This is a genomic window from Sphingobium psychrophilum, from assembly GCF_012927105.1.
GTDB classification, from domain to species: domain Bacteria; phylum Pseudomonadota; class Alphaproteobacteria; order Sphingomonadales; family Sphingomonadaceae; genus Sphingobium; species Sphingobium psychrophilum.
The window spans coordinates 47741-66700 of record NZ_JABBFV010000006.1 but is presented as its reverse complement, the minus strand read 5'-3'; the positions used below and the strand labels follow the sequence as shown (position 1 = coordinate 66700).

Sequence of the window (18960 nt, the reverse complement as noted above, 5' to 3'; positions counted from 1 at the left end):
TCGACTTCGCTCAGCCCGAACGGCTTTTTTATATTGGTTATATCGTACGAAAGCCGTTGGTGATCGGGTAGCGGCGGTCGCGGCCGAAATTGCGGGTGCCCAGTTTCACGCCGGGCGGCGATTGGCGGCGCTTATATTCGGCGACGTAGAGGAGGCGCTCGATCCGGGCGACCGTCTCCTTCTCGAACCCGCGTTCGACCAGCCCGTCGACCGACAGTTCCTCCTCGACCAGGCCGTAGAGGATGGGGTCGAGCACTTCATAGGGCGGCAGGCTGTCGTCGTCGCGCTGATTGTCGCGCAGTTCGGCGCTGGGCGGCTTGGTGATGACGCGATCGGGCATCACCGGGCCTTCCGGGCCGATGCCTGCCCCCAGCGACGGGACGTTCTCGTTGCGCCAGCGGCACAGGTCGAACACGGTGGTCTTGTAGGCGTCCTTGAGCACCGAATAGCCGCCCGCCATGTCGCCATAGATGGTGGCGTAGCCGACCGACATCTCGCTCTTGTTGCCGGTGGTGAGCAGCATATGGCCATATTTGTTGGACAGGGCCATGAGCGTCACGCCGCGGATACGCGACTGGATATTTTCTTCGGTGAGGTCGCGCTGGCGCCCTTCGAACACCGGGGCCAGCATCGTGTCGAAGGCGGCGACGGCCGGTTCTATGGGGATCGTGTCGTAACGGACGCCGAGCAGGCGGGCGCACTCCACCGCATCGTCCAGGCTTTCCTGGGAGGTGAAGCGCGAAGGCATCATCACGCACCAGACACGGTCGGGGCCGAGCGCATCGACCGCGACGGCGGCGGAGAGGGCGGAATCGATGCCGCCCGACAGGCCGAGGACCACGCCGGGGAAGCGATTGCGGTTCACATAGTCGCGCAGGCCAAGGACCATCGCGTTGTAGATGTCGGCCGGGCGGTCATCCAATTGATGCGGCTCGCCGGGCAGGCAGACCCACTGGCCGTCCCATTTCTCCCATTGCGTCAGCACCAGCGCCTCTTCCCAATCGGGCAGTTGCTGCGCGATGCCAAGGTCGCCGTTCATCACGAAGGACGCGCCGTCGAACACCAGTTCGTCCTGTCCGCCGACGCGGTTGAGATAGACCAAAGGCAGGCCGGTTTCGCGGACGCGGGTGCCAGCGACGGCGTTGAGGCGGCGATCGTCCTTGTCGACCTCATAGGGGCTGCCATTGGGGCTGATGAGGATTTCCGCGCCTTCGGCCCGCAGATGCGCGGTGACGAAGGGGAACCAGATATCCTCGCAGATGGGCACGCCGATCTTGACGCCTTTGAAGTCGATCGGCGCGGGCAGCGGGCCGGGGGCGAAGAGGCGCTTTTCGTCGAAGGTGCCGTAATTGGGCAGTTCGCGCTTTTGCCGGATCGCGGTGACCGCGCCATTTTCCAGCAGGGCGACGACGTTGAAGAGGACGCCCTGCGCCGCGACGACCGTGCCGACCAGCATCGCCGGGCCGCCATCGGCCGTTTCCTGCGCCAGCCGGTCGAGCTGATAATTGGCCTGGGTGACCAAAGCGGGCTTGAGGACCAGGTCTTCGGGCGGGTAGCCGATCAGTTGCAGTTCGGGATAGACGATGAGGTCGGCACCCTGCGCCCGCGCGCGCCATTCCAGCATGGCGTCGGCATTGGCCGCAAGGTCGCCCACGGACTGGGTCATCTGCGCGAGTGCGATCACGAGTTTGTCGGTCATGCCAGCGCCCTAGTCCATTTTTGGGGCTGGCGCAAAAGCGCCTTTCCACTTGCGCCTTGCGCCGCTACAGGGACCGCGTTTCGCGCATCGTCATCCATTCGTCACGCCAATCAGCCTGGGGTTTTTCGCTATGAAACTCATGACCGGCAATTCCAACAAGCCGCTCGCGGCCGCTATCGCCGACTATATCGAAATCCCCCTGACCGACGCCAGCGTTCGCCGCTTCGCCGACGAAGAAGTTTTCGTGGAAATTCATGAGAATGTCCGCGGCGAAGACGTGTTCGTGATCCAGTCGACCGCCTATCCGACCAACGATAATCTGATGGAATTGCTGATCATGATCGATGCGCTGAAACGCGCGTCGGCCAAGCGAATCACGGCGGTCGTCCCTTATTTCGGCTATGCCCGGCAGGACCGGAAGCCCGGCCCGCGCACGCCCATCTCGGCGAAACTGGTCGCCAATCTGATTACCACGGCGGGCGCCGACCGCGTGTTGTCGGTCGATCTGCACGCCGGGCAGATCCAGGGCTTTTTCGACATCCCGACCGACAATCTGTTCGGTGCGCCGGTGATGTCGGCCGATATCCAGGCGCGCTTTGGCGACAAGAATATCATGGTCGTGTCGCCCGACGTCGGCGGCGTGGTGCGCGCCCGCGCGCTGGCCAAGCGGCTCGACAACGCCCCGCTCGCCATCGTCGACAAGCGCCGCGAGCGCGCCGGCGAATCCGAAGTGATGAACATCATCGGCGACGTGAAGGGCCGTTTCTGCATTCTGATCGACGATATCGTCGATTCGGCGGGAACGCTGTGCAACGCCGCCGCGGCTTTGAAGGCGCAGGGCGCAGAGGGCGTGATCGCCTATGTCAGCCATGGCGTGCTGTCGGGCGGCGCGGTCGCGCGCGTCGATGCGTCGGAACTGCTGGAGTTGGTGATCACCGATTCGATTCAGGGGACCGAGGCGGTGAACACGTCCAAGCGCATCCGCCACCTGCCCATCGCCCCGCTGCTGGGCGAAGCGATCAAGCGGATCGCGGACGAGAGTTCGGTATCCAGCCTGTTCGACTGAGGGTGGTCAGGCAGCGGGCAGCATCACCAACGGCACCGTCAGGATCATGACCAGGGCGACGACGATGCGCTGACCGCGCGAGATGCCCAGCGGCCTTTCGCGCCACAGCATCGGGCAGGCGAGCAGCGCAAAGCCGATCGCCAGATTGGACAGCGTAACCGATCCGCCGAACGGCATGTCCTGCCGCAGGGCGAGGCCCGCGAACAGGCCGACGAAACTCAGGAACCAGCCGATCAGCGCCATGCGCCCCCCTTTGACGATGCAGGATAGAACGGTCGGGTTTCCGAAGGCTTAATCGGTCCAGGGATCGTAGCTGCCGAAGCTCCAGACATTTCCTTCGGGATCAAGCGCGGTGTAGCCGCGGCCGGGATAGCCGTCATTGGCCTGCGGTTCCTGTACCACCACAGCGCCTTCGTTGCGGGCGTGGAGGCAATGACCGTCGGGATCGGGCACGACGATATAGACGCAGGCGGTGATGCCGCCCAGGTCGCGGACGGTGGACCAGGTGTAGAGCGATTCGTCCTCCATATCCTTGACGCTGCCCAGCATGACCATGCCGTCGCCCAGGATCAGCTGGGCATGGTGGATGATGGTGGGATCACTATCGTCGGCATGGACGGCATGGCGCGCAAAGCCGAAGGCGGCGCACAGGAAATCGATCGCGGCGGGGGCATCGGCGTAGCGCAGGCATGGGATGACGGGCGAACCGGGCATCTTCCTCTCCTTCTTTTCGTCTGTGGTTCAGTCTAGCCTAAGCGCGACGCAACCGCTAGGCGAAGGGCATGACAACCCGCGACGACCTGGCCCTTGCCAACCGCCTTGCCGATGCCGCCGGCGCGGCCATCCGCCCCTTTTTCCGCGCCCGTTACGACATGGAGTTGAAAGCGGACAAATCGCCGGTGACGGAGGCCGACCGCGCCGCCGAAGCCGCGATCCGCGCGATATTGGAGAAGGAACGGCCGGGCGACGGCATCATCGGCGAGGAATATGGGTCGGTGCGCGAGGATGCCGAGCGGGTGTGGATACTCGATCCGATCGACGGGACGCGCAGCTTCATCGCCGGTCGGCCGATCTTCGGCACCCTGATCGCGCTGACGCAAGGCGGCTGGCCGACGATCGGCATCATCGACCAGCCGATCGCGCGCGAACGCTGGGCCGGAATGAGCGGACAGCCCACGACCTTCAATGGCAAGCCGGTGCGCACGCGCGCCTGCGCCGCGCTGGAGGGCGCGGGCATCGCCACCACCAGCCCGCATCTGTTCGGCGAGGGTGACGTCCCCCATTATATGGCGCTGGTCGCCGCCGTGTCGGGCGGGTCGCCGCGCCAGGGGCCGGTCTATGGCGGGGATTGCTATAATTATGGCCTGCTGGCGTCGGGTTTTCTCGACATCGTCATCGAATCGGGCCTGCAAAGCTACGACTTCGCCGCTCTGGTGCCGGTGGTCGAGGGCGCGGGCGGGCTGATGTGCGACTGGCATGGCGAGCCGCTGACGGCCGACAGCGAAGGCCATGTGCTGGCGCTGGGCGATCCGGCGCGGCTGGAGGATGTGCTGGAGGCGCTGGGCAGCGCGCCGGGCCGCAATCACGATCATTGACCGACTGAAAGCAGTCTAGCAGCGGGTCGCGATCAGAAGATGCCTAGGAATTTCTTGTCCTGCTTCTTCTGCTCGCCCTTGCTGCCCTCGCCCTTTTCGTCCTTCGCCGTGGTGCCGCGGCCGACATCGTCGCGCGGATTGCCGCGCTTGGTGCGCTGGCCCTGGGCGCTCGCCCCGGCCAGGATCGGGCCACAGGCCGCGCCTTTCGCGTCGCCCGTGTCGACAAAGGCCAGCAACGACGCGATCGGCGTGCCGACCACGCCCAGCGCCAGCGCCGCGCCGCCACGGGTCAGTAGTTCGGGGCTGACGACATTGATGCCCGGCCGCGCAAAATAGCCGTTGATGCCGATCGGCGACTGGCCGGACAGCAGGCTGACCTTCTTGCCGTCGGCGCGGAAGGCAAGGTCGAGGCTCTCATTCTTGAACGAGAAGCCGCCGCGACCGATCATGACATTCTTCTTCGTATCGATCAGGATCGGATCGGCCGCCGCGACGCCGTTCCTCACCGTGAAGGCAATCAGGCCGCAGTTGATCTCCACCGGCTGCTTCAATTTGCCCGAGAACATCTTGGTGACGAAGGTGCCGACGTCCAGTTCGGACAATTGCACGTTGCGCGCCCACATCGTCCCGGCCGGCAGGATGACCGCGATGCGGCCGTTGGCGGTCGCGAGCGAATCATGGAGCGTGTCGCCCAGCCCGGTCATCTGCACGCGGCCCTTGATCGTGCCGGTGGTGCCGGATTGTTCGACGCCCCAGCGCGCCAGCAGCGTGCCCATGGGCGTGGGGGCCAGGCGGATGTCGTAGCTGGTCTTCACCGGCGCGCCACGGGCGTTAATCTCTATGTCGGACGCGACATGGCCGCCGGACATGTCGAAGCTGAGCGGCGACAGGGTCAGCAGGCTGCGGTCGAGCTTCAAGGTCAGGGCGATGGCGGAGATGGGGACATGCTGCGCCCGGACGCGCTTGACGCTGTAGCTGACATTCGCGTCGAAATTGCGGATCGCCTCCACCCGCAAGGGCGCGTCGGGCAACAGGCGCGGCGTACCCTGCACGGTTTCGATCGCGCCGGCTGCGCCCTGCTTCTCGATCTTGTCGGGGTCATAGCCGAAGAAGGGGGCGGCATCGACGATGTCGAGCGTCTGGGTCGCCAGGTCCGCCTTGAGCAACAGGCGGTTGTTGGGCAGCGACGCGGTGAAGCGGCCGGCCAGATCGCTGGCGCCAAAGCGGCCCTTCAATTGGGTGAAGCGCCATTCTTCGCCGACCTTGGTCAGGGCCGAGGTAAAACGATAGGCCCGCGTGTCGGGGATGGCCGCGCCCAGAAAATCGAACAACAGGCTAAGATTGGGGCCGCGCGTTATAAGGCGCAGGTCGCTGCCCTCCAATTCGGTCGCGCCGCGCAGCGTGCCGGCGACGTCGACGATCGTCGCGCCGGCCTGCGCGCGCATTTGCAGGCTGTTCTTGCCGCGCGACACCGTGGCGTTGGGGGAAAGGAGGCCGCCTTTGAGCGAGAAGGGCTTCCCCCGCATGCTGCCGGTGCCCGACAGGCGCACGTCGCTGGCGAAACGGGTGTCGCGCGCGCGGACCGTCTCGAACCCGATGTCGGCGTTCAACTGCATCCGGGGATCGCGGTAGCGCAGCGTGGTTCCGGCCAGCTTAGCCTGGGTGATCAGCGGGAAGACCATAGGCTTGCCCTCCACATTGGGATCCCCCAGCGTCCATGTATTATGTTTGTGATCGCGCGACCATTCCAGGTCGACGGTGCCGTTGCGCAACTCCAGCCAGGGCAGGCGGACTTTGTCACCGAACAACAGGCTGAGCGGCGCAATGCGCGCGTCGATCAGGTCGGCGCGGAACAGGTCGGGCTGGCTGGCCCAGGGCAGATTGCCGATCCGCGCCTTTTCGGCCAGGAATTTGATGCTGAGCGGAGCGAAATAGAGTTGGAAGTCGCCCTCGACCCGGACTTCGCGCTGAAGGCGATTACCCAATATCTGTTCGAAGGAGCCTTTAAGGAATCGGCCCTTGGTGATGAACAGGATCAGCCAGATCGCGAAGAGGAAGCCTATGATGGCGAAGAGCATGCGGACGGGCAGCGGGAGTTTGCGCCACCGTTCGCGCAACGCGGTCGCGTGCGCGCGATAGCCCACGCGCGGCGCAGGGGCCGGACGTTCTGAAATGTGCACATCGCTATCGACCATGGCGGCCTCAACGCCCCGACGGGGTAAATGGCTCCGGGCGGCGGTTTACGCGAATCGCTTGCCTTTGCGCGCATGTCGCCCTATGCGCGCCCTTCGCGAGTATTCAGTGAGACCGCCCGGCTAACTAGGGCTGCCGGGGCTGTCTGTAATCGTCGCGCAGATAAGGAGACGAAAATGCCCAAGATGAAGACCAAGAGCGGTGTGAAGAAGCGCTTCAAGTTCACCGCGACCGGCAAGGTCAAGCACGGCGTCGCTGGCAAGCGTCACCGCCTGATCAGCCACAATGCCAAATATATTCGCCAGAACCGCGGTACGTCCGTCCTGTCGGATTCGGATGTTGCCCATGTGCGCCTGTGGGCGCCCTACGGCCTGAAGTAAGGAGTAGAGGCACATGGCACGCGTAAAACGTGGTGTAACCACCAAGGCGAAGCATAAGCGGTTGCTGGTTCAGGCGAAGGGCTATTATGGCCGTCGCAAGAACACGATCCGTATCGCTCGCCAGGCCGTCGAAAAGGCCGGCCAGTACGCTTATCGCGATCGCAAGGTCAAGAAGCGCAGCTTCCGTGGTCTGTGGATCCAGCGCATCAACGCGGGTGTCCGCGCCGAAGGCCTGACCTATTCGCAGTTCATGCACGGTCTGAAGCTGGCCGGTGTCGAACTGGACCGCAAGGTCCTGGCCGACATTGCGATGCACGAAGGCGAGGCGTTTAGCGCCATCATCGCCCAGGCGAAGGCTGCGCTGCCCGCGGCCTGAACCAGTCGGTCGCAAGATCGTCAAAAGGGCGCCGGGGGCAGATGCTTCCGGCGCCCTTTTTGTTTGTTCGCTAACGCGCCCCGTTCGCCCCCCGATCAAGCCGGGGGCAGGCTCTGAGCGAAGTCGAAGGGTTCTGCCGAGCTTGGCGAGGCGCTTCATTTCGTTCAGCGGAAGGCTTCGACTTCGCTCAGCCCGAACGGACCTAATTTCGGAAGGCATCCCATGTCGCTGCATCTGTGGTGGTTGTATGTTACGGCGGTTTTCCTGATATCGGCCACGCCCGGCCCTAATATGCTGCATGTGATGACGCAGAGCATCGCCCATGGCCCGCGCAAGGCGACAGCGACGATGGCGGGGCTGATGAGCGCGGTGCTGCTGTGCCTGATCGCGTCCGCGCTGGGCCTGGGCGCGCTGCTCAAGGCGTCGCCGCGGCTGTTCGATGTGCTGCGCTATGCCGGCGTCACCTATCTGGTCTGGCTGGGGATCAAGGCGTGGCGCGCGCCGGTGAGCGGCGGCGAGCGCCAAGCGACCAACGCCCGTTCCGCGCGCGCCCTCTATGGCAGCGGGCTGCTGACGGGGTTGGCCAATCCCAAACTGATCATCTTCGCCGCGGCGCTCTTTCCGCAGTTCATCGAGCTGGACCGGCCTTTCTGGCTCCAGCTTGTGATCCTGATCGCCAGTTTCGTGGTGATCGAAAGCTTCTGGTACGCCGTCTATGCGCTGGGCGGGTTGCGCCTGGCCCGCTGGCTGGAGCCGGCCAACCGGCAGACGCTGTTCAACCGCGGCACCGGGTTGCTGTTCATCGGCTTTGGCGGGGCATTGCTGGGCGCGCGGGCGTAGCGCTTTCCTGGCCTGGCCCTTTCCTTGAGCGCCCGCCGCCGCTAAGGCCGCGGGCATGTTTCCGCCATCACAGGCTCTGGAAGATTTATGACTGAGATTAGCGCATTGAAAGCCGGCCTGATCGCCGACATCGCCGCCGCCGACACACTTGATGCGCTGGAGGCGCTGCGGGTCGGCGCGCTGGGCAAGAGCGGGGTCGTGACCGGCCTGCTCAAAACGCTCGGCCCGATGTCGCCTGATGAGCGGATGGAAAAAGGGCCGCCGATTCAGGATCTGCGCGAGAGCGTGACGGTGGCGCTGGCGGACAGGAAGGCCGCGCTGGAGCAGGCCGCGCTCGACGCCAAGCTGTCGTCGGAGAAGGTCGATATGACCCTGCCCGCCGACGGTGGTGCGTTTGGATCGGTCCATCCGGTCAGCCAGGTGATGGACGAACTGGCCGAAATCTTCGCCGACCTTGGCTTTTCCGTCGCAACCGGGCCGGAGATAGAGGACGACTGGCATAATTTCACCGCGCTAAACATTCCCGAGACGCACCCGGCGCGCGCGATGCACGACACCTTCTACTTCCCCGATGAGGAAGGCCAGAAGCGGATGCTGCTGCGCACGCACACGTCACCGGTGCAGATCCGCACGATGATGAACGGCACGCCGCCACCGATCCGCATCATCGCGCCCGGCCGCGTCTATCGTTCCGACAGCGACGCCACCCACACCCCGATGTTCCACCAGATCGAGGGGCTGGTGATCGACAAGGGCATCACGCTGGGCCACCTGAAATGGACGCTGGAGACGTTCCTGAAGGCGTTTTTCGAGCGCGAGGACATCGTCCTGCGCCTGCGCCCCAGCTACTTCCCCTTCACCGAACCCTCGGTCGAAGTCGATGTCGGCTATACCCTGACCAATGGCCAGCGGGTCATCGGCGGCGATGGCGACGCGCCGGGCGGCGGCTGGCTGGAAGTGCTGGGCAGCGGCATGGTCCATCGCAAGGTGATCGAGGCGTGCGGGCTGGACCCGGACGAGTGGCAGGGCTTTGCCTTTGGCACCGGGGTCGATCGCCTCGCCATGCTCAAATATGGGATGAACGACTTGCGCGCTTTCTTCGACGGTGACCTGCGCTGGCTGAAACATTATGGCTTTTCGGCGCTGGACGTGCCCACGCTGAGCGGAGGCGTAGGCGCATGAAGTTCACTCTGAGCTGGCTCAAAACGCATCTGAACACCGATGCCGACCTGCCCACCATCCTCAAGACGCTGAACGCCATCGGCCTGGAAGTCGAAGGGGTCGAAAATCCCGCCGAAAAGCTAGGCGCGTTCAAGATCGCCCGGATCCTGACCGCCGATCGCCACCCGCAGGCCGACAAGCTGCAAATACTGACGGTCGATCATGGCGACGGGACGCCGTTGCAGGTCGTGTGCGGCGCGCCCAATGCGCGCGCGGGGCTGGTCGGCGTGTTCGGCCTTGAGGGCGCGGTGGTGCCGTCCAACGGCATGGTCCTGAAAAAGACCGCGATCCGGGGCGTCGAATCCAACGGCATGATGTGTTCCACGCGCGAGCTGGAACTGGGCGACGATCATGACGGCATCATCGAACTAGATGCAACTGCGCCGGTGGGGCAGGTCTATGCCGACTGGGCGGGGCTGAACGATCCGGTCATCGACGTCAGCGTCACCCCCAACCGTCAGGATTGCATGGGCGTGCGCGGGATCGCGCGCGATCTGGCGGCAGCGGGCCTGGGCACGCTCAACGCCATCATCGTGCCGGAGATTGCCGGCGTGGGTCCGGGGCCGGATGTGCGCACCGACGATATGGACGGCTGCCCCGCCTTTTTCGCGCGCACGGTGCGCGGCGTGACCAACGGCACATCGCCCGAATGGATGGCCAAGCGCCTCAAAGCCATCGGCCAGAAGCCGATCAGCACGCTGGTCGATATCACCAATTATATCATGTTCGATCTTGGCCGGCCGCTGCATGTCTATGACATGGCGCGCCTGAAAGGCGGCCTGGTGGCGCGCAAGGGGAAGCCCAGCGAGCAGGTGCTGGCGCTCAACGGCAAGAGCTACACCGTGGATGAGACGATGACCGTCATCGCCGACGACGAAGCCGTGCACGACATTGGCGGCATCATGGGCGGCGAACATTCGGGCGCGCAGGAGGGTACGACCGACGTATTGATCGAATGCGCCTATTTCACGCCAGAGCGGATCGCGATGACGGGGCAGAAGCTGACCCTGACGTCGGACGCGCGGGGCCGGTTCGAGCGTGGGGTCGATCCGGCGTTTCTGGACGACGGCCTGTCGATCGCGACCAGCCTGGTGGTGAGCCTGTGCGGTGGTACGCCCAGCCAGGCGACCCGTGCCGGCACCCCGCCCGCGACGCCCCGGACCGTGGCCTATGCGCCCGACCAGTGCCTGGCGCTGGCCGGCGTGCATGTGCCCGCCGACGAACAAAAGCGCATCCTGGAGAGCCTGGGCTTTGGCGTCAGCGGCGAGGCGAGCCGCGTCGAATATGAAGACGGCATGCCGGTGACGGTGCCGGGCAGCTGGACGATCATTGTGCCGACATGGCGCCGCGACGTCGATGGCTGGCCCGACATTGTCGAGGAAGTGGTGCGCATCGTCGGCCTGGACCAGGTGCCGTCCACCCCGTTGCCGCGCGTGCCGGGCGTCGCCCGCCCGACTGCTACCCCCGAACAGATGGTCGAGCGCCGGGTGCGCCGCACCGCCGCGGCGCGCGGGATGGCCGAAGCGATCAACTGGTCGTTCATTGCCGAAAAGGAAGCCGCCGCCGTGGGCGGAGGCGACTGGACGTTGGCGAACCCGATTTCCGAAGAGTTGAAGGTCATGCGGCCATCGCTGCTGCCCGGCCTGCTATCGGCGACGAAGCGGAATGTCGATCGCAGCGCGACGAGCGTACGTCTGTTCGAATTGGGCCGCCGCTATTTCAAGCAGGGTGAGCGGGCGACCGTCGGCTTCGTGCTGGCTGGCGAGAAGTTCGCGCGGGGCTGGCAGACGGGCAAGGCGCAGGGCCTCGACGCATTCGACGCCAAAGCCGAGGTGATCGCGCTGCTGGCGGCGGCCGGCGCGCCGGTCGGCAATCTCCAGAATTTCGGGGAGGCGTCGGCCGCCTATCATCCGGGTCAGTCCGGCACGCTGCGGCTGGGGCCGAAGGCGGTGCTGGCCGAATATGGCGTGTTGCACCCGTCGCTGGCGAAGCAATTCGGCTTGTCGGGCACGGTGGTTGCGGGCGAAATTTTCCTCGATGCGATTCCGGGCAAGCGCAAGAGCGGCTTCATGCGCGCGCCCTATGCGCCGCCCGCCTTGCAGGCGGTGAAGCGCGACTTTGCCTTCGTCGTGCCGGAACAGCTGGAGGCCGATGCGCTGGTGCGGGGCGTGAAGGGCGCGGACAAGAAGTCCATCGTCGATGTGCGCCTGTTCGACGTCTTCGTCGGGCCGGGCGTGGAGGATGGCTTCAAGTCGCTGGCGATCGAGGTGACGTTGCAACCGGGCGAGAAAAGTTTCAGCCAGGAAGAGCTGGAAGCGATCAGCGCCGCGGTGGTGAAGGCCGCGCAGAAGCTGGGCGGGTCGCTGCGGGGTTGATGATTGGCTTCGGGATGAAGGGCCGCGATGCAAAGGTGCCGCGGACCATTTACCCATCAGCCGTTCGTTTCGAGCGTAGTCGAGAAACGGCTGGCGCAGCGTTTCACGCTTCTCGACTTCGCTCAAAGCGAACGGAATTGGTGTGGGATTCGACTGATACCAATATGCATTGATCGGAACCTACGACATGCTGTTCCCCGGCGAAGGCCGGGGTCCAGTCCGCAGCGTGGAACTGGACCCCGGCCTTCGCCGGGGAACGCTATGACCGTTCCCATGAGTCGCGATCATCGCAATCTGGTATGACCTAAAGATCCACGCCTGCGGCGATCGCTTCCAGCTTGCGGATGCGTTCCTTGAGGTCGGCGACCTCGATCCGGGCCGACGCGCTTGGCGGCGCGGCTTCCTCGAAGCGGCGACCCAGTTCGGCGCGCTTCAACTCCAGCCAGCCGTTCCAGCCGCGCAACCCAGCGGCCGCGATGATGGCGAGGCCGAGCAGGCTGGTCGTCGCCAAGGTGATGTAGAGATAGGGGTCTTGCATCTAAGCCTCCCTGTCCGGCGCGGACTATGTTCAGTCGCGGTCCCGCAGTTTTTCAAATTCCCGCTCCAGCGCGCTGGAGCCGTCCGTCGCCAGCCGTTCCAGCACGGCGACACGATCCTTAAGCCCTTTCACTTCGGCACGGAGCCGTTCGGCTTCGGGGTCGGGGCCGCGCTGGATAAAGTCTTCGCCCTTGTCCCGGCGCACGACGCCATATTTGGCGCGCAGAACGCTGGCGATGGCGGTGATGGCGATGATGGCAACGACCATTTCAAACGGATTCATGTCGATCACTCCCTGATGGCGCTATGCTCTCTGGCCTTAGTTGGCCGGGCTGCGCAGTTGTTCGATCTCACGGGCCAGTTGATGGCTGCCGTCGGTGACGATCCGCTCCACCACGGCGAGCCGGTCCTTCATCGATCCGATCTCGGCGCGCAGCTGAGCGTTTTCCTGGCTCAGCAGCTTGATGCGCTCGACCATTTCGTCGTTCTTCTGCGGATAGACCGGCTTTCCCCAGCTGTTTTCCAGCGGATAGCCATTCTTGACGCGGAGCCAGGTGGTGAAGATCCAGCCGCCGACCGCCAGCGATCCGACAATGACCGCCACCGGGGCGAAGGCTTCGAATGGAAACATGATGATACTCCCCTTGGCTCGCCGGTGTCAGCGCAGCGCGTCGATTTCGCGCGCGGTGCGGGCGGCGGGATCGGTGGCGATCCTTTCCAGCACGGCGATGCGGTCTTCGAGGCGACTGATGCGGCCCACCAGCTTTTCGTTTTCGTTGGAAAGAAGGTCGATTTTTCGACCGGCGTCGGGGTCCGTTCGATGAACGGTGCCGGTCCATTCATTTTCCACCGGATAGCCGTGACGGGCACGGACCCAGGTGGTGAACATCCAGCCCAGCGTCGACATGGCGATGATGGCGAGGACAAAATAGGGTCCACTAAAGCTCATGAACATTCTCCCCTGTTATGAAGCCCCGACGCGGCGCTCAGCGCAGGCTGTCGATCTCGTCGGCGAGGCGGGTGTTGCGGCTGGTATAATAGATTTCGATGTCGGCCAGGCGGCGATCGATATCGCGGAACTTGGACCGGACGTCGCGGGCCGAGCGGGTCGGGTTGGTGCGCACGCCCTGCCAGAATTTTTCGTCGTCACGGTCCGAATAGAGGCCCACGGGTTTGTTGTCGGCGAAATAGACGGCGCAGGCATAAGCGATCAGCGTCCAGGGGAAGGCCCCCATCAGCGTGATCAGCACCGCGCCGACCCGAACCCAGGTCACGTCGATCCCGCTATAGTCGGCGATGCCGGCGCACACGCCCGACCATTTGCCATTTTTCTTGTCGAGGTAGAATTTGGTACGGCGGGCGGTCATGTCAGTTCCTCCGGTCGAGTTCGTAGCCGTCGTCGGCCGACGGGCGAGAGGGGCGGAAATCGGGATTGTCGGCGGCGACGATCCGTTCGACCGTCTGGAGCCTTTCCTCCAGACGGCGGGCGAGAAGGTGAAGGTCATCCAGCAGCTTCTCGTCCTCATCGGTGATCTTGGGCGCCTGCTTCCATTTGGTGACATAGTGGAAGATCAGCCAGGGCATGCCGATGAACAACATGCCGCAGATCATGATGGGCAGGAATATGTCCTCCATGGCGTCAGGCTCCCCCGGTCTTGTCGGCGTTCATAGAGGCCTTGAGCGCGGCGAGATCGGCATCGACCTTGTCGGCCGACTTCAATTCCGCAATCTCCTCCTCCAGCGTCTTGGGTTGGCCGCCCAGCGTCACGGCGTCGGCGCGGCCTTCGGCCATGTCCACGCGGCGTTCGAGCATGTCGAAGCGGGCGAAGGCGTCGTTGACCTTCTCACCGGCATAGGCTTCACGCACGCGCAGGCGGTTTTCCGCGCTCTGCATCCGGGTCACCAGGCTGTTCTGGCGGGCGCGGGCTTCGCGCAGCTTGCCCTGCAACTTGGCGATATCCTCTTCCGAGGCGCGCAGCGCTTCGTCGAGCGTCGCGATCTCATGGCTCAAATGATCCGCCATGTCGGTCGCCTTCTGGCGCTCGACCAGCGCGGCCTTGGCCAGATCCTCACGGTCCTTGGACAGAGCCAGCTGCGCCTTTTCGGTCCAGCTGTCCTGCAAGGCGGTCAGCTTGGCGATGTGGCGGCGCATTTCCTTCTGGTCGGCGATGGTGCGGGCGGCGGACGCGCGGACTTCGACCAGCGTTTCCTCCATTTCGAGGATGATCATGCGGATCATCTTCGCGGGGTCTTCCGCCTTGTCGAGCAGGTCGGTCACATTGGCGGCGATGATGTCGCGGGTGCGGGAGAAAATACCCATTTTAACGTCACTCCTGGTCTTATTGTCTTGGGAAGACTGGTGCCGCTTACGCCAGATAGCGCAAGGGGGCGGTGCTTTGCTGCGCCGCGAGGATCGGTGCTTCGCTGGCGCGGGCCGGGCCGACCGCCGAAAGGATCATGGTCGATCCGAACAGCAGGGCGGCGATGGCGGCCGACATCAGCTGGCTGATTTCGCGAACGCTGTTGCTCTGGTTGGTCATCGTCATACTCCCTGAACCTTGGCCTTCATAGGTTCCGCGATTGGTTGCGGATTGCCCTGAGCTTTGCAGAAGCCGTGCCAGTTTCGAAAAATACCCGATTTTCTGCCATTTTTTGGGCCATCGCAGGGGGATGTGCCAATATGTCCCTTGCCAAGGAGTGGGAAATTTCACCATAAGTTGGCGTATGGAGAAAAATACGCAATTTATCGGCCAGTCCTCGGTCTTTCTCGACGCGGTGGAGCAGGCCGGCCGGGCGGCCGAGTTGAACCGGCCGGTGCTGGTGATCGGCGAACGCGGCACCGGCAAGGAGTTGATCGCCGAACGGCTGCATCACCTGTCGCCACGCTGGGGTGAACCGCTAATCACAATGAATTGCGCGGCACTGCCCGAAACGCTGATCGAGGCGGAATTGTTCGGACATGAACAAGGCGCTTTTACGGGCGCGACCAAGGCGCGGCCGGGGCGGTTCGAAGATGCCGATGGCGGCACGCTGTTTCTGGACGAACTGGGCACGCTGTCGATGGCGGCGCAGGAGCGGTTGCTGCGCGTGGTCGAATATGGCGAGGTCACGCGGATCGGCGCGTCGAAACCACTGACCGTGGACGTCCGCATCGTCGCTGCGACCAACGAGGATCTGCCCGCCGCGGCCGACGCCGGACGGTTTCGCCCCGACCTGCTCGACCGGTTGAGTTTCGAGGTCATCACCCTGCCCCCGCTGCGCGCGCGCGAAGGCGACATCACCGTGCTGGCTGATCATTTCGGGCGGCGTATGGCGGCCGAGCGCGACTGGCCGCAATGGCCCGGCTTCACGGCGGCCTGCGCGGCGGAACTGGAAGGCCATGGCTGGCCGGGCAATGTGCGCGAGTTGCGCAATGTGGTGGAGCGAGCGGTGTATCGCTGGAACGAGCCGGGGCGGCCGATCAGCCGGATCACCTTCGACCCGTTCGCGTCGCCCTGGAAGCCCAAGTCGATGATGAAGCGGGCGGAGGCGGCACCATGCGATGCCCCCGCCGCGCAATCAGCGCCCGGCATGAGCTATGAAGAGATTAGCGACCTGCGCGCCGCCGTGGACGGGCATGAAGCGGCGATCATCCGCGCGGCGCTGGACCGATTCCGCTACAATCAGCGCGCGACCGCCAAGGGGCTGGGCCTGACCTACGACCAGTTGCGCCATTGCATGAAGAAACATGGGTTGAGCGCAGGGTAATCCTCCCCAGCACGGTTCGAGAGAGTCACGTGGCTCTGCCGAAGGGGCCGCTGGCGAAGCCAGTGGTGGAGGGGGCGTTTGGCCAGTGCGGCCTGAAGCGGTGAGCCCCCTCCGTCACCCCTGCGGGGTGCCACCTCCCCGCGAGCGGGGAGGATTAGTTCAGCGCGTCGGCACGGGTTCCGCGCCGCTATAGTCGTAGAAGCCCTTGCCGGTCTTGCGGCCGTACCAACCCGCTTCAACATATTTGACCAGCAAAGGCGCAGGGCGATATTTGGGGTCGCCGGTGGTGCTGAGGAAGACGTTGAGAATTTCCAGCGCGGTATCCAGGCCGACGAAGTCCAGCAAGGTCAGCGGCCCCATCGGATGGTTGAGGCCAAGCTTGCAGCCCTGATCGATGTCCACCACGCTGCCCACGCCCTCGCCCAGCACGAACACCGCCTCGTTCAGCATCGGCAGCAGGATGCGGTTCACGACGAAACCCGGCGCGTCGAAAGCATGGACCGTGGTCTTGCCGATGCGCGAGGCGAACCCCTCCACCGCGGCGACCGTCTCGGGCGTGGTGGCGAGGCCGCGAATAACCTCCACCAGCACCATCACCGGCACGGGATTGAAGAAATGGACGCCGACGAAGCGGCCCGCATCAGGCGCGGCCTGGGCCAGACGGGTGATGGGGATGGAGGATGTGTTGGTGGCCAGGATCGCGTCGGCGGCCAATATCTTGCCGACATTGGCGAAGATGGCGCGCTTCACCTCCTCGCGCTCGGTCGCGGCCTCGATCACCAGTTGCGCGTCGGCGAGCGGGGCGATGTCGCCAACGGGCATGATCCGGGCGAGCGCGGCGTCAGCGTCAGCCTGTGTGATCTTTTCTTTGTCCACCGCCTTGGCCAGCAGCTTGGCGATGCCGGCCAGCCCCTTTTCCGCGCGGGGCAGGTCGATATCCGACAATATGACGTCATAGCCCGCCTGCGCCGCGACCTGGGCGATGCCCGCGCCCATCTGTCCTGCGCCGATCACGCCCACTGTGCGAATATCCGTCATGCCTTGCTCTCCCTCATGAATCGTCGCCTCTCCCTTAGCGACGCAGGCGTCCGGCGGCCAGTATCGCGCGCCTATGCAATCACACAGGCTGGATCGCATCGTGGCGACGACCGATTGCGGGCGCCCCAGCCATTTCCGGCTTTGCGTGGGCGCTGCGCCATGGTTAAAAGCGCGCGATGTCCGTTTCAGACCTGATGCCCGCGCCGGCGACCGGACGCTTCCTTGCCGCCGTGCATCATTTCCCGCTGCGCGTCTATTTCGAGGATACCGACCTGTCGGGGCTGGTCTATCACGCCAATTATCTGCGCTATATGGAACGCGCCCGGTCCGACATGCTGCGCATCGCGGGCATCGACCAGCGCGCCAACCATGAAGGGGGCACGGGCGTCTATGCCGTCACCGACCTCCAGATCCGATACCGCCGCCCCGCCCGCCTGGACGACGACCTGATGGTGGTGAGCCGCGTAGCCGATGTGCGCGCGGCAAGTTGCGCCATTCACCAGAGAGTCATGCGCGGACAAGAAGAGTTGACGGACGCCACCATCACCGTCGCCTGGCTGACGCCGCAGGGTCGCCCGCAGCGGCAACCTAAAGCCTGGACCGCCATTTTCACCCGCCTTTGCCAAGGGGAAGACATTCACCCATGACCCTCAATCTGCCTGCCGGCGCCATCACCGACGCCGCGACCATATCCCCGCTCGCCCTGTTCTTGCAGGCCGACATCGTCGTGAAGGGCGTGATGCTGGGCCTGTTGCTGGCCAGCATCTGGACCTGGGCGATCATCATCAGCTTCAGCGTCAGCCTGCGCAAGGCGAGCAAGGAAAGCCGCAAGTTCGAGGCCGATTTCTGGAAGGCGGAGGATATCGACCGCTTTTACGAAGCGCGCGGCAAGACCGATTTCCCGGCGGCCAAGGTGATGGCGGCGGGCGTCACCGAATGGCGGCGATCGACTGCGCAAAAGGTGATCGACCGCGACGGCACGCGCGACCGGCTGGGGACGTCGATGTCGAGCGTGATCGCGTCCGAGATCGATCGCCTGTCCGATCGCCTCAACATATTGGCGACGGTCGCGTCGGCCGCGCCCTTCATCGGCCTGTTCGGCACGGTGTGGGGGATTATGCGCGCCTTTACCTCGATCGCGGCCGAGCAGAACAGCTCACTCGCGGTCGTCGCGCCGGGCATTGCCGAGGCGCTGTTCGCCACCGCCATCGGCCTGTTCGCGGCGATCCCGGCGCTGATCGCCTACAACCGGTTCAGTCATGGCATCAACCGGCTGGAAGCAGGGCTGACCCGCTTTGCCGACAGTTTCTATTCCACGCTGAGCCGGGAACTGGAGTCCCAGCGATGATCTTGGGCATCGCTGTAGTCAAAAAAGCGATGATCTTGCGCATCGCTGCAAAGAAGGGCGCGCGATAATGGCGATGTCCGGCCCACCATCCAGTCGCCGCGGGCGCGGGCGCGCGCCGATGGCCGACATCAATGTGACGCCGCTGGTCGACGTCATGCTGGTGCTGCTCATCATCTTCATGGTCACCGCGCCGCTGCTGGTGACCGGGGTGCCGGTGAACCTGCCCGAAACCCGCGCCAAGGGGCTGGACGCGGACGCGAAGCCGACTATCCTGTCGATCGACCGCGACGGCGGGCTGTTCATCGACGATGCGCAGATCAGCGACGCGGACCTGCCCGACCGGCTGGCGGAAATCGCCGCCGCCAATGCAGGCCAGCCCGAGCCGCCGCAAATCTTCCTGCGCGCCGACACCGCGCTCGACTATGGCCGGGTGATGCGGGTGATGGGCGAACTCAATCGCGCTGGCCTGAATAAAGTCTCGCTGGTCAGCACCGGGTCGGACGCCGGTGATGTCAGCGACGGTTCAGAATAGGGGCCATAGGTCA

At 64.6% G+C, this 18960-nt stretch carries 24 protein-coding genes; 11 read left to right on the top strand and 13 right to left on the bottom strand.

The genetic code is table 11. The annotated features are described in order from the left end of the window. Positions 1-37: 37 nt before the first annotated feature. Complete coding sequence (locus HHL08_RS10030) at positions 38-1699, bottom strand: NAD+ synthase (RefSeq protein WP_169572794.1); 1662 nt, start codon at positions 1697-1699, stop codon at positions 38-40. Between the two features lie 130 nt (positions 1700-1829). On the opposite strand from HHL08_RS10030, the gene HHL08_RS10025 reads away from it, so the two are divergent. After that, positions 1830-2765: a ribose-phosphate pyrophosphokinase gene (locus HHL08_RS10025; RefSeq protein ID WP_169572792.1), complete on the top strand. Its 936-nt coding sequence runs from the start codon at positions 1830-1832 to the stop codon at positions 2763-2765. Positions 2766-2771: 6 nt separating this feature from the next. Here the strand turns inward: HHL08_RS10025 and HHL08_RS10020 are convergent, their stop codons facing one another. Continuing rightward, positions 2772-3008: a hypothetical protein gene (locus HHL08_RS10020; RefSeq protein WP_169572790.1), complete on the bottom strand. Its 237-nt coding sequence runs from the start codon at positions 3006-3008 to the stop codon at positions 2772-2774. A 48-nt stretch (positions 3009-3056) separates the two neighbouring features. Next, on the bottom strand, positions 3057-3479 hold the full coding sequence (locus tag HHL08_RS10015; RefSeq protein WP_169572788.1) for a VOC family protein: 423 nt from the start codon (positions 3477-3479) through the stop codon (positions 3057-3059). 68 nt (positions 3480-3547) lie between these two features. Between HHL08_RS10015 and HHL08_RS10010 the strand changes: the two genes are divergently transcribed. After that, entirely contained in the window at positions 3548-4360 is an 813-nt protein-coding gene (locus HHL08_RS10010; RefSeq protein ID WP_169572786.1) for an inositol monophosphatase family protein, read from the top strand. A gap of 32 nt (positions 4361-4392) precedes the next feature. On the opposite strand, the gene HHL08_RS10005 is transcribed toward HHL08_RS10010, so the two are convergent. After that, a complete protein-coding gene (locus tag HHL08_RS10005) occupies positions 4393-6555 on the bottom strand; it encodes an AsmA family protein (RefSeq protein WP_169572784.1) in 2163 nt (720 codons plus the stop codon). A gap of 174 nt (positions 6556-6729) precedes the next feature. Between HHL08_RS10005 and rpmI the strand changes: the two genes are divergently transcribed. From rpmI to pheT, 5 genes are all read left to right on the top strand, one after another. Continuing rightward, positions 6730-6933 carry a 50S ribosomal protein L35 gene (gene rpmI, locus HHL08_RS10000; RefSeq protein ID WP_056690492.1) on the top strand — a complete coding sequence of 68 codons (204 nt, stop codon included), beginning with the start codon at positions 6730-6732 and terminating at the stop codon, positions 6931-6933. 13 nt (positions 6934-6946) lie between these two features. Continuing rightward, positions 6947-7309, top strand: coding sequence for a 50S ribosomal protein L20 (gene rplT, locus HHL08_RS09995; RefSeq protein WP_169572782.1), 363 nt, complete (start codon positions 6947-6949; stop codon positions 7307-7309). A 222-nt stretch (positions 7310-7531) separates the two neighbouring features. After that, positions 7532-8149 (top strand): LysE family translocator, encoded by a 618-nt coding sequence (locus HHL08_RS09990; protein ID WP_169572780.1) that lies wholly within the window; start codon positions 7532-7534, stop codon positions 8147-8149. Positions 8150-8236: 87 nt separating this feature from the next. After that, positions 8237-9331 carry a phenylalanine--tRNA ligase subunit alpha gene (pheS, locus tag HHL08_RS09985; RefSeq protein WP_169572778.1) on the top strand — a complete coding sequence of 365 codons (1095 nt, stop codon included), beginning with the start codon at positions 8237-8239 and terminating at the stop codon, positions 9329-9331. Then, positions 9328-11745, top strand: coding sequence for a phenylalanine--tRNA ligase subunit beta (gene pheT, locus HHL08_RS09980; protein ID WP_169572776.1), 2418 nt, complete (start codon positions 9328-9330; stop codon positions 11743-11745). Before pheS ends, pheT begins: the two co-directional genes overlap by 4 nt. Before the next feature lie 304 nt (positions 11746-12049). On the opposite strand, the gene HHL08_RS09975 is transcribed toward pheT, so the two are convergent. From HHL08_RS09975 to HHL08_RS09940, 8 genes are read right to left on the bottom strand one after another with little or no spacing between them, the layout of a single operon-like run. Beyond that, the gene (locus HHL08_RS09975; RefSeq protein ID WP_169572774.1) at positions 12050-12283 is read right to left on the bottom strand and encodes a hypothetical protein; all 234 of its coding nucleotides are present in this window, start codon (positions 12281-12283) and stop codon (positions 12050-12052) included. Positions 12284-12313: 30 nt separating this feature from the next. Then, positions 12314-12565, bottom strand: a complete 252-nt coding sequence (locus HHL08_RS09970) for a hypothetical protein (RefSeq protein WP_169572772.1) — start codon at positions 12563-12565, stop codon at positions 12314-12316. A 36-nt stretch (positions 12566-12601) separates the two neighbouring features. Next, entirely contained in the window at positions 12602-12913 is a 312-nt protein-coding gene (locus HHL08_RS09965) for a hypothetical protein (protein WP_169572770.1), read from the bottom strand. 27 nt (positions 12914-12940) lie between these two features. Then, a complete protein-coding gene (locus HHL08_RS09960) occupies positions 12941-13231 on the bottom strand; it encodes a hypothetical protein (RefSeq protein WP_169572768.1) in 291 nt (96 codons plus the stop codon). Positions 13232-13268: 37 nt separating this feature from the next. Continuing rightward, on the bottom strand, positions 13269-13649 hold the full coding sequence (gene pspC, locus HHL08_RS09955) for an envelope stress response membrane protein PspC (RefSeq protein WP_169572766.1): 381 nt from the start codon (positions 13647-13649) through the stop codon (positions 13269-13271). 1 nt (position 13650) lies between these two features. Next, a complete protein-coding gene (gene pspB, locus HHL08_RS09950; protein ID WP_169572764.1) occupies positions 13651-13917 on the bottom strand; it encodes an envelope stress response membrane protein PspB in 267 nt (88 codons plus the stop codon). Between the two features lie 4 nt (positions 13918-13921). Next, positions 13922-14602, bottom strand: a complete 681-nt coding sequence (gene pspA, locus HHL08_RS09945) for a phage shock protein PspA (RefSeq protein ID WP_169572762.1) — start codon at positions 14600-14602, stop codon at positions 13922-13924. Positions 14603-14648: 46 nt separating this feature from the next. Continuing rightward, positions 14649-14822 (bottom strand): hypothetical protein, encoded by a 174-nt coding sequence (locus tag HHL08_RS09940; RefSeq protein WP_169572760.1) that lies wholly within the window; start codon positions 14820-14822, stop codon positions 14649-14651. Positions 14823-15006: 184 nt separating this feature from the next. On the opposite strand from HHL08_RS09940, the gene pspF reads away from it, so the two are divergent. After that, positions 15007-16029: a phage shock protein operon transcriptional activator gene (pspF, locus tag HHL08_RS09935; protein ID WP_169572758.1), complete on the top strand. Its 1023-nt coding sequence runs from the start codon at positions 15007-15009 to the stop codon at positions 16027-16029. A gap of 159 nt (positions 16030-16188) precedes the next feature. On the opposite strand, the gene HHL08_RS09930 is transcribed toward pspF, so the two are convergent. After that, entirely contained in the window at positions 16189-17067 is an 879-nt protein-coding gene (locus HHL08_RS09930; protein WP_169572756.1) for a 3-hydroxybutyryl-CoA dehydrogenase, read from the bottom strand. A 176-nt stretch (positions 17068-17243) separates the two neighbouring features. Here HHL08_RS09930 and HHL08_RS09925 point away from each other — a divergent pair, with 176 nt between their 5' ends. The 3 genes from HHL08_RS09925 to HHL08_RS09915 all read left to right on the top strand — a co-directional run bounded on the left by HHL08_RS09925 (position 17244) and on the right by HHL08_RS09915 (position 18947). Further along, entirely contained in the window at positions 17244-17714 is a 471-nt protein-coding gene (locus HHL08_RS09925) for a YbgC/FadM family acyl-CoA thioesterase (RefSeq protein ID WP_169572754.1), read from the top strand. Further along, on the top strand, positions 17711-18415 hold the full coding sequence (gene tolQ / locus HHL08_RS09920; RefSeq protein ID WP_169572752.1) for a protein TolQ: 705 nt from the start codon (positions 17711-17713) through the stop codon (positions 18413-18415). The genes HHL08_RS09925 and tolQ overlap by 4 nt, the downstream gene beginning before the upstream one ends. 67 nt (positions 18416-18482) lie before the next feature. After that, positions 18483-18947 (top strand): ExbD/TolR family protein, encoded by a 465-nt coding sequence (locus tag HHL08_RS09915; RefSeq protein ID WP_169572750.1) that lies wholly within the window; start codon positions 18483-18485, stop codon positions 18945-18947. Positions 18948-18960: the final 13 nt, after the last annotated feature.